The sequence below is a fragment of the Okeania sp. SIO3B5 genome, from assembly GCF_010692555.1.
In the GTDB taxonomy this organism is placed as follows: Bacteria; Cyanobacteriota; Cyanobacteriia; order Cyanobacteriales; family Microcoleaceae; genus Okeania.
The window spans coordinates 1-9,429 of record NZ_JAAHHG010000400.1; the positions used below are offsets into that span (position 1 = coordinate 1).

Below are 9,429 nucleotides of genomic sequence, written 5' to 3' on the forward strand. Positions count from 1 at the left end.
CCGTGTCCCCGTGTCCCCGTGTCCCCGTGTCCCCGTGTCCCCGTGTCCCCGTGTCCCCGTGTCCCCGTGTCCCCGTGTCCCCGTGTCCCCGTGTCCCCGTGTCCCCGTGTCCCCGTGTCCCCGTGTCTCCGTGTCTCCGTGTCTCCGTGTCTCCGTGTCCCCGTGTCTATCGAGAATGAAACAGCCCTGCCTCCACCGCAGGGGTTAGGGGTGGGTTGACTCCGAAGAAATACCCTAGCTATTAGTAGTAAATATTTATAAAATTGGTATTAATTATGATTAAAAATAAAGATAAAAAAATGAAAAAACTCTTTTCCTCCATTTCTCTTCGCACAGTTTTTGTGATTCCATTTATTATTCAAATTGTTTCTGCGGTGGGAATTGTTAGTTATTTGTCATTTAAAAATAGTCAGAAAGCGATCCGGGAAATCACTCAAGAACTGCGGGAAGAAATTACCTCAAGAGCAACTCAGTATGTTGGTGACTATCTCGAAATTCCTCACACTCTCAATACATTGAATGATTCGGCTTTCAATATCAATATTCTCAATGTCAAAAATCCCGAAAAAATCAGAGATTACTTTTGGAAACAAGTTAAATTAACTCCAAAAATTAATACCATTCAAATTGGCATACATGAACAAGAAAAGTATATCGGAGTAGGACGAACGGATGGAAAATTAGTCTATAAGATATCCGATCCATTAACCACTCAACGAGAGTTTCAATCCTATGCCATCGACGATCGAGGTCGTCCCACGAAAAAAGTTAGTGGTCGTCCTAACTATCAAATGCGATTGCGACCATGGTATCAAGAATCATTTCAATCTCAAATTTCTATATGGAGTCTTTATATTTTCTTCTCTCACAAAGCTTTGGGGATGACACTCTCAAAACCTGTTTATAATGAATCGGGAAAATTATTGGGTGTAACGGGAATTGATATTACTCTCGAAGAAATAGGTGATTTTCTCAAAAATTTACGTGTTGGTCGCACGGGAAAAATTTTTATTATCGAACGTGATGGCAATATTGTTGCTTCTTCAACAGAAGAACAGCCATTTCTAAGTAAAGGAGAAGATTTAGTCCGTCTCAATGCAACCAATAGTCAAATTCCCATGATCCGATCAACAGCAAATTATTTACAAAGTTATTTTGGCAATTTAAACGAGATTGAAAAATCTCAACATCTCGAATTTTTTATCAATGATGAACGCTATTTTCTCCAAGTTACTCCTTTTGAAGACCCCAACGCCAAGGGTTTGGACTGGTTAATTGTCGTGATTATTCCAGAAGCAGATTTTATGGCACAAATTAATCAGAATACGCGAACAACGATCATTCTTTGTATTATTGCATTGGTTATTGCTGCCGCCATAGGAATTTTAACAGCTCGTTGGGTGACTCGTCCTTTAATTGCGTTGAACCAGTCAGCTAAAGATATCGCTAAAGGCAAATGGGAGCGCACCGTTCATTTGGAACGTCACGATGAATTGGGAGAATTAGGCCAATCATTCAATAGCATGGCTGCTCAATTAAAAGAATCTTTTCAAACCCTCGAAAAAACTAATGCTGAACTTGTAGTTGCCAAAGAAAAAGCCGAAGTTGCTAATCAAGCGAAAAGCAGATTTATTGCCAATATGAGTCACGAATTGAGAACTCCATTAAATGCTATCCTGGGTTTCACTCAAATTATGACCCGTTCCCAAACCCTCCCCCGCGACTACCAAGAAAACTTTGCTATCATATCTCGCAGTGGAGAACACCTCCTCACCCTGATCAACAACGTTCTCGAATTCTCCAAAATTGAAGCTGGTAAAATCACCCTCAACGAAAAGAACTTTGACTTGCATAGCCTTCTCAACGACATTCACCATATGTTCCAACTCAAAGCTGACAGCAAAGGGTTGCAACTGTTACTGGAAAAAGAGGAAAGCGTGCCCCGCTACATCAGCACCGATGAAGTGAAACTGCGCCAAGTCCTGATCAATTTGCTCAACAATGCCATCAAATTCACCGAAGCAGGAGGTGTCATCTTGCGAGCGACTCCCATCGAAACTCCAGACAGTTCCCAGTCTAAAAGGATATCCTTTGCTGTAGAAGATACCGGAGCTGGAATTGCCTCAGAAGAACTTGAGAAACTCTTTGAAGCCTTCGTCCAAACCAAAATTGGCAAAGAGGCACAAGAAGGAACGGGGTTAGGTTTACCCATCTCCCGTAAATTCGTGCAATTAATGGGTGGAGATATCCAAGTCACCTCGCAAGTAGGACAAGGAACAACCTTCAGTTTTGAGATTCAAGTCAAAGAGGTGGATGCCGAAGTCGTAGAAAGTCAAAAACCTAAACGGAGAGTTATTGCCCTTGCCCCCGAACAACCACGCTATCGCATCCTGATCGTAGATGACAAAATCCTCGATCGCCAGTTGTTAGTGAAACTGCTCAATCCCCTCGAATTTGAAATCAAAGAAGCCAGCAACGGCAAAGAAGCTATCAAAATTTTCGAGTCATGGCAACCCCATTTGATTTGGATGGATATGCGGATACCTGTGATGGATGCTTATGAAGTCACGCAGAATATCAAAGCCACCACCCAAGGACAAGGGACGGCAATCATTGCCTTGACTGCCAGTGTTCTAGAAGAAGAAAAAGCGGTAATCTTGTCTGCAGGGTGTGATGCTTTGATGAGGAAGCCATTTCGAGAGGAAGATATATTTGAGGCGATGCACAAACATATCGGTGTCGAGTTTATATATGAAGAAGTGCAAGAAAAAGAAATCAAACTAACAGGGGAGATATTAACGCGAGAAAATTTAGCGACATTACCTGAAGAATGGCAAAGAAGATTAGAGGATGCAATTGTGAATTCAGATCGTAAAACCATCAATGGTATATTGGAGAAAATTTCTCTGGAACACGAGGAGTTAGCGGAGGCTTTACAAACATCTCTTTATAACTTCGAGTATGAAAAAATCTTGGCGTTGCTGGATTAGAATAATTAATAATTAATAATTAATAATTAATAATTAATAATTAAATAATTCTGGTATAAAGCCTCCCCTTTTAAGGGAAAAAAAAGCGGTCGTTTGCGGAGCATTCCGTAGGATGGGATGGATGAGTTTCCTAAGCATATCCAATCGACCAAGAGAAGAAATAATATTTCCTTATATTCAATCCTCTCGGTTTTAACCAGAGGTAATTATCAATTATCAATTAATGAACTCTCCTTGTAAAAGAAGAGGATTGACTCAAAGGATTTTTTTTTATCCTCTTAAAAGAGTAGGTTTTTAACCACAATTTTTCGGTAAGAGAACTAAAAGTTCCTCACAAAATTATTTTCCGTACTTTTTCCTAAAAATATCTTCCCTTTTGCCTGTTACCTATTGCCTATTCCCTGTTGCCTATTCCCTATTATACCAATTCCCAAAAGTAATGCTATACTTGGGCAATACTTCAGCTATTAAGTAATTAACACTAGCCCAATAATTTTTTTGCTAATTTTAGCTATGTTAATGTTAATTATTATAATGTTTACTTCTCCCCCACTCCCCTACTCCCCTACTCCCCTGCTCAAGAAAGCGTAGAAAAGTTTTTGAGAAATGGTATTATACCATTTTGAAAAAAGAATGTTACGAATAATAAGAATCATAAATAAACTTTCAAATAAAGTCTATTTGACGAAAAAATAACTTAAAACATCAAAAATGGTATTAAATCTATCCCCATACGAATTCTGGATTGCAGAATTGCTGGATTCTAATAAATACCCTAGCTATTTGTGGCAAACATTTATCAAATTGGTATTACTCATGATTGAAAATAACGGTCGAATTATTGTTGTTGACGATACCCCCGCTAATCTGCATTTATTATCCAATCTTTTGGAAGAACGCGACTATGAAGTTAGAGCTTTTCCCAGTGCTAAATTAGCACTAATGGCAATGAAAAATTTCCTTCCAGAGTTGATTTTATTGGATATTATGATGCCGCAAATGAATGGTTATGAAATGTGCGAGTGTCTCAAGAAAGATGAAAAATTGCGAGATATTCCCGTGATTTTTATCAGTGCATTGAACGAAATTTTTGACAAAGTTAAAGCATTTAGCGTGGGGGGAGTGGATTATATTACCAAACCTGTACAAGCTGAAGAAGTTTTAGTTCGCGTAGAAACTCATTTACAACTTTTTCGCTTGCGAGAAATGCTCCAAAAAACTAACTTTATTCAGTCTGAAAAATTAGCCCAACAAAATCAACAACTCAAGACACTCAATCAAGAACTCGAAAAGGCAAATAAAGAGCTGAAAGAGAAATACTTACAACTTGAAGAGGCACAGCTCCAGCTCGTACAAAATGAAAAAATGGTAACCTTAGGCAATCTCGTGACTGGAATTGCCCACGAAATTAACAATCCCCTTGGGTTTATCGGTGGCAATGTCAGAGCAGCACAAAAACATCTGCAAAATTTATTGGCAGGACTTTCTCTCTATCGGGAGCATTCCCAACTTGATGATGAAATCGTCGAAGAAATCGAAGACCTCGATCTAGAATTTGTTGCTGAAGACTTCCCAAAACTGATTGCGTCAATGCAAGGGGGATACGATATCATTCGCAATATTAGTAAATCTCTACGAATATTTGCTCGTAAGGATACCAATAAGAAAAACGAGTTTAATTTGCACGACGGGATAGATAGCACCTTATTAATTTTAAAATATCGTCTCAAAGCTAACGAAAACCGTCCAGCTATCGAGATTATTAAAAATTACGGTAATCTGCCACCAGTCAAATGCTACGCGGGGCAACTCAATCAAGTATTTATGAATATTTTGGCTAATGCGATTGATGCTTTAGATGAAAACAATGTCGGAAAAACCTTTCAAGAAATAGAAAAAGAACCAAATCGAATTACTATTAGAACGGAATTAAGCGAAAACCTCAAGAATGCAATAGTGCGAATTGCCGACAACGGAACGGGAATGCCAGAAGAAGTCAAAGCGAAAATATTCCAACAAGAATTTACCACAAAAGAAGTAGGAAAAGGAACAGGTTTGGGCATGGCGATCGCCCATCAAATTATTACTGAGAAACATGGGGGTAAGATTAGTTGTGATTCTGTCGTTGGGCAAGGTACAATTTTTACGATCGTGATTCCCAGATAAGATATTGCACCTCTTTCAATATTATAAGTAGGGTTTGCTGAAAAAGTCTTTTTGCTAAGGCAGGGAGTAGGGAGCAGGGAGTAGGGAGTAGTGAAGAGTCAGGAGTTGTAGAGGACGTACTCGGAAAAATTATCCCAAGATTTTTCTGTCTCTATCTTACCCCAATACTCACTTTTTGAGCTTTGTTAGGCAAATACCTGCTACTTTTTCACTACCTAAAAAGGCACTTACCTTTATATATCAAGACTTTTATATTTAATCAGCAAGCCCTAAGTATTTTGGGGAGTCATCCGCCAAGAGGAGTCATCCGTCAAGAGGAGTCATCCGTCAAGAGGAGTCATCCGCCAAGAAATAAATTTCTTGGCTCACAGCAGAAGTCATCTAAAGATGACTAAAGATAGCTAATTTATTATGGCTAATTAATGAGACTTGTATATTACCAGGACATGATATGATACCAATTTGAAAAAAGAATGCTACAAAAAAGGTAATACAGTATTGACAATTTGGAGAGATTGGCAGTAAATTATAAAGGTTGTTATTTTAGGCAAACCACAAATTTTTGATCTAGTTGGCAGTTTTAACTTATGTCTAGACGGGATAATTTGCATTTACCTCTACACCGCACATTAGAAAAAGACGGGTGATTAACTGTTGAATGAAAATTGTAGAAAGTAGTTGCTATTTGTAGAAAAGTGTTTTAATATTAAACAGATAACTAAAGAAATGAAATAATTCAGGTGAATGCGACTTGTTGACAGACATATTATTAACCGAACACATCAGTATTGGGCTTGTTGTGATGAGTTAGCCTTTAAGTCAAAAAACTTGTATAATTTGGCTAATTATTATTGTCGTCAGCATTTTTTCTGTACTGGTTATAGTCTGGATTTAACTAAACTTTATCACACTACCAAAGATAGCGATGCTTACAGAGCATTACCAACTAAAGTATCAAAACAAATAATCAAATGCTTGATTGCAACTTGGCGTGGTTATTTTCAGGCTATAAAAGAATGTTCACGCACATCCAGGGAAGTTTTTGGGTAAGCCCAAAATACCCAAATATAAGGACAAAACCAAAGGTAGAAATGTAGTTATATATTCAAAGGAATCAGTCTATAAAGCCCCTTTGAAGAATGGTATTTGTCACTTATCCATGAGTGATATCAAAATACCTGTAGTTGTGGATACTGTAATCGAAGTGAGGATAGTACCTGCGACTGCCTGCTATATAATTGAAGTAGTCTATGAAAAAACAAATCAGCCCCAAATACATTCAACATCTGTAGCCGGAATAGACTTAGGGATTGACAGTAAGGTAGCTCTATCTACAAATAAGCCTGGTGTAAAACCACTGCTGATTAACGGGAAGCCACTAAAAAGCGTCAATCAACTATATAACAAGCGTAAAGCTAAGTACCAAAGTCACCTCAAAGGCAACAGAAAAACCAGTCGGATATATTGAAGTATTAAGTTATCATAGAAATCGTTTTGTGGAGAATTATCTGCATAATACCAGTAAATTAGTGGTTGAGTATTTAACTACAAATAATATTGGTACTGTAGTAATTGGAAAAAATGATAACTGGAAACAAGGTGCAAATATTGGCAAAAAAAACAACCAAAATTTTACTCAAATACCTCATTATAAGTTAATTCAACAGATAACTTATAAGTGTCAACTGGCTGGGGTAAAAGTCATTGAAACAGCAAGATTGTTACACCAGTAAAACATCTGCTATTGACGCGAGAAAAACCAATATGCTATTGAATTCTATCTAGGCAAGCGAGTCAAACGTGGTTTATTCAGAAGTGCAACTGGTAAAGTGATTAATGCGGATATCAATGGCAGTCTTCAAATATAAGATAAGAAATTCCCAGGAGCATTTACTGTTGAGGGAATAGTGAGCTGTGCCGAGAGCGCCTATATTGGTTAATCCAATATCAAGATAAAAGCTCAGATCGATTTTCTACAGTTTTTTTCGTACGGTGGACTATTACCGATGATCCGTTGATCTTAGTGTTAGAACAAACGCCATTAAAAGCAAATTTAGGAGCTGAAAAGTTTTTCGCAGCAGAAAAAGAAGGGCAAAAAATTGCTGTGGAAGTCAAAGACTTTAATTCCCCTTCACCTATTAGCGAATTGGAAAAAACAGTTGGACAACTTCAGCTTTACCAATGGGCTTTGGAGGATCAAGAACCAGAAAGAAAGCTATTTCTAGCCATCAGTCAAGATAAATATCTTGAACATTTCCAAAAGGGAATTTTTCAACTAGCCATCCAGCGTAATAGAATTAATATCATGTCCGGATAAAAGCGTGATAAAAAAACTTGTTCCTCCTTAATATAATAGTTTTCATAAGGCGTGCAGTACATCAATGATCCCCCGCGCATCCTCCTTAAAAAGGGGGACCTTCCAGTTCCCCCCTTTTCAAGGGGGGTTAGGGGGGATCTCCTGACTCCTCTGCTGTTACTTATAACTATTCAACCGGACATGATATAACTTATTAGTTTACTCACCAGAACAGGGGGTTATTGTTCAATGGATTCCTCTATAAATTATCCAGATATCCTCAAAAAAACTGTGCAAGAAGCAACTCGCGATCAACCTAGTTTACAACAGATTAAGCTGTATCCTATCTGTGATTTTGATTCTGGTCACTTCCTTGTAGTGGGTACAGGTTTAGATAAGCAAGGCTGGATCGACTTCATTGTTTTTCACGCTCGTGTGCTCGATCGCCAAGTCATCATTGAAATGGATAACTTTGAGGATGGGTTAACTTCTTCTCTTATTGACGCTGGTATCCGAGCGGAGGATATCATCTCCGGTTTTAATTATCATAGAAGCGTTGCAATGTCTTAAGATTGAGGAGAAGTGGCGATCGCTAAGAGGGAAAATATCGGTTTAAGCGATCGCTTATTTATCAAAATTGTTGACAATATGGGTCAGATCCTAAAGTAAGGCACTAATAATAGTGGTTACATCAGCAATAATGACCAAGTTATAAACTATATGTAGCAGTACTGCGTAAGTCCTGTAAATGTCAAATAATTTCAGGAACATTTGCTTCTTCTACATCCTACAAAATTCAGCCCTGGTTTGGAGAGCAAACCCCTACGCGATTGATGTTAAATTAATTTAATACAGTTCATTAATTGATAATGGATAATGGATAATGGATAATTACCTCTGGTTAAAACCGTCCTTGATTGAACATAAGGAAATATTATTTCTTTATTTTCCCCTTGTAGAGCGACAGCTCGCGGCGCAGCCAAGGGGAGGCAAAGTAAACTGAATTATTTAATTAATAATGATTAATGGTTAATTATTCGGTAATTAATCTACAAATATGGGAAAAAAATTATGAATGATACCGCAACAATACTTGAAACAAAAATTGCTTTGAAAGAAGCTTTGAAGACTTATGATGGAGATGTTAAACAGCAGAATGTTAAGGAAAAAATTGACCAACTTTCTCAACTTAACCCTACAGTAGAACCTACCCATAACTCCCTTCTAGAATCTCAAGATTGGCTATTAATTAGTGCCCCTTCTTTTCCTCAAGGAGAAAAACTTTCTAATGGTAAATATGCTTATACTCTGGGAAGGTTAGCATTTAATATGTTTGAACCTACCAATTTAAAGTTAGTTATTGACTCTGTTAGACAACCTGTTGTGTTGTTAGGAGAAGGAGAAAAACGTAGCCATGATATTATAGTTGAGTTTAGTATTATTGATGAATTATTCCCACCATTAAAAGGTATTGTTCGTAATTTAGGTGTTTGTTATCCGGCCGATAATAAGACTTTACAAGTCGAATTTACCGGAGGAACTTTAGCTCCACAAAAGGGTGAAAATTTGTCAATTTGGAAAGATATATTTGGTCAAGATAAATCATCAAAAAAAGGATTAAAAGAACAATTAATGTCTGTATTTTTAAAGTTAATGTTTGGGTTAGTGCCACCCCAAGGTATGAATACAGAAACAGGAGAAATTTCTTTTACAATGAAGCGATCGCCTAAAGGTCGTTTAGAAATGCTTTATTTAGATGAAGAACTTCGCATTACACGGGGAGAAAAAGGGACTGTTCTAGTTTGTGAGCGTTTGGCGTAATTTTTGAAGAAGGAAGAAGGAAGAAGAAAGAAGGAAGAAGGAAGAAGGAAGAAGGAAGAAGTTAATAGACATCTCCAATAATAAAAAATAAAATCAATTATCCCAAATAAATTATCAATTCTTCCCCTCCACAGTCGGGGGAGGGGCGAGGGGTGG

Annotated in this window: 8 protein-coding genes; all 8 read left to right on the forward strand. The window is 37.7% G+C overall.

Annotated features, from left to right (window positions below):
• Positions 1–275: 275 nt before the first annotated feature.
• The 8 genes from F6K54_RS33260 to F6K54_RS33295 all read left to right on the forward strand — a co-directional run bounded on the left by F6K54_RS33260 (position 276) and on the right by F6K54_RS33295 (position 9,273).
• Entirely contained in the window at positions 276–2,990 is a 2,715-nt protein-coding gene (locus tag F6K54_RS33260; RefSeq protein ID WP_293087649.1) for an ATP-binding protein, read from the forward strand.
• 711 nt (positions 2,991–3,701) lie between these two features.
• Positions 3,702–5,156, forward strand: coding sequence for a response regulator (locus F6K54_RS33265; protein ID WP_293087652.1), 1,455 nt, complete (start codon positions 3,702–3,704; stop codon positions 5,154–5,156).
• 744 nt (positions 5,157–5,900) lie between these two features.
• Positions 5,901–6,206, forward strand: coding sequence for a hypothetical protein (locus F6K54_RS33270; protein ID WP_293087655.1), 306 nt, complete (start codon positions 5,901–5,903; stop codon positions 6,204–6,206).
• A 109-nt stretch (positions 6,207–6,315) separates the two neighbouring features.
• Positions 6,316–6,624 carry a transposase gene (locus F6K54_RS33275; RefSeq protein WP_293087658.1) on the forward strand — a complete coding sequence of 103 codons (309 nt, stop codon included), beginning with the start codon at positions 6,316–6,318 and terminating at the stop codon, positions 6,622–6,624.
• Between the two features lie 28 nt (positions 6,625–6,652).
• Entirely contained in the window at positions 6,653–6,889 is a 237-nt protein-coding gene (locus F6K54_RS33280) for an IS200/IS605 family accessory protein TnpB-related protein (RefSeq protein WP_293087661.1), read from the forward strand.
• Positions 6,890–7,155: 266 nt separating this feature from the next.
• Positions 7,156–7,473, forward strand: a complete 318-nt coding sequence (locus tag F6K54_RS33285; RefSeq protein WP_293087670.1) for an element excision factor XisH family protein — start codon at positions 7,156–7,158, stop codon at positions 7,471–7,473.
• Positions 7,474–7,701: 228 nt separating this feature from the next.
• Positions 7,702–8,022 carry an element excision factor XisI family protein gene (locus tag F6K54_RS33290; protein WP_293087664.1) on the forward strand — a complete coding sequence of 107 codons (321 nt, stop codon included), beginning with the start codon at positions 7,702–7,704 and terminating at the stop codon, positions 8,020–8,022.
• A 501-nt stretch (positions 8,023–8,523) separates the two neighbouring features.
• On the forward strand, positions 8,524–9,273 hold the full coding sequence (locus tag F6K54_RS33295; protein WP_293087667.1) for a PAP/fibrillin family protein: 750 nt from the start codon (positions 8,524–8,526) through the stop codon (positions 9,271–9,273).
• Positions 9,274–9,429: the final 156 nt, after the last annotated feature.

Bases quoted from the DNA above. Each gene is read 5' to 3' on its own strand.
- F6K54_RS33260 (WP_293087649.1), top strand. From the start codon at position 276: ATGATTAAAAATAAAGATAAAAAAATGAAAAAACTCTTTTCCTCCATT.
- F6K54_RS33275 (WP_293087658.1), top strand. From the start codon at position 6,316: ATGAGTGATATCAAAATACCTGTAGTTGTGGATACTGTAATCGAAGTG.
- F6K54_RS33265 (WP_293087652.1), top strand. From the start codon at position 3,702: ATGGTATTAAATCTATCCCCATACGAATTCTGGATTGCAGAATTGCTG.
- F6K54_RS33290 (WP_293087664.1), top strand. From the start codon at position 7,702: ATGGATTCCTCTATAAATTATCCAGATATCCTCAAAAAAACTGTGCAA.
- F6K54_RS33295 (WP_293087667.1), top strand. From the start codon at position 8,524: ATGAATGATACCGCAACAATACTTGAAACAAAAATTGCTTTGAAAGAA.
- F6K54_RS33270 (WP_293087655.1), top strand. From the start codon at position 5,901: ATGCGACTTGTTGACAGACATATTATTAACCGAACACATCAGTATTGG.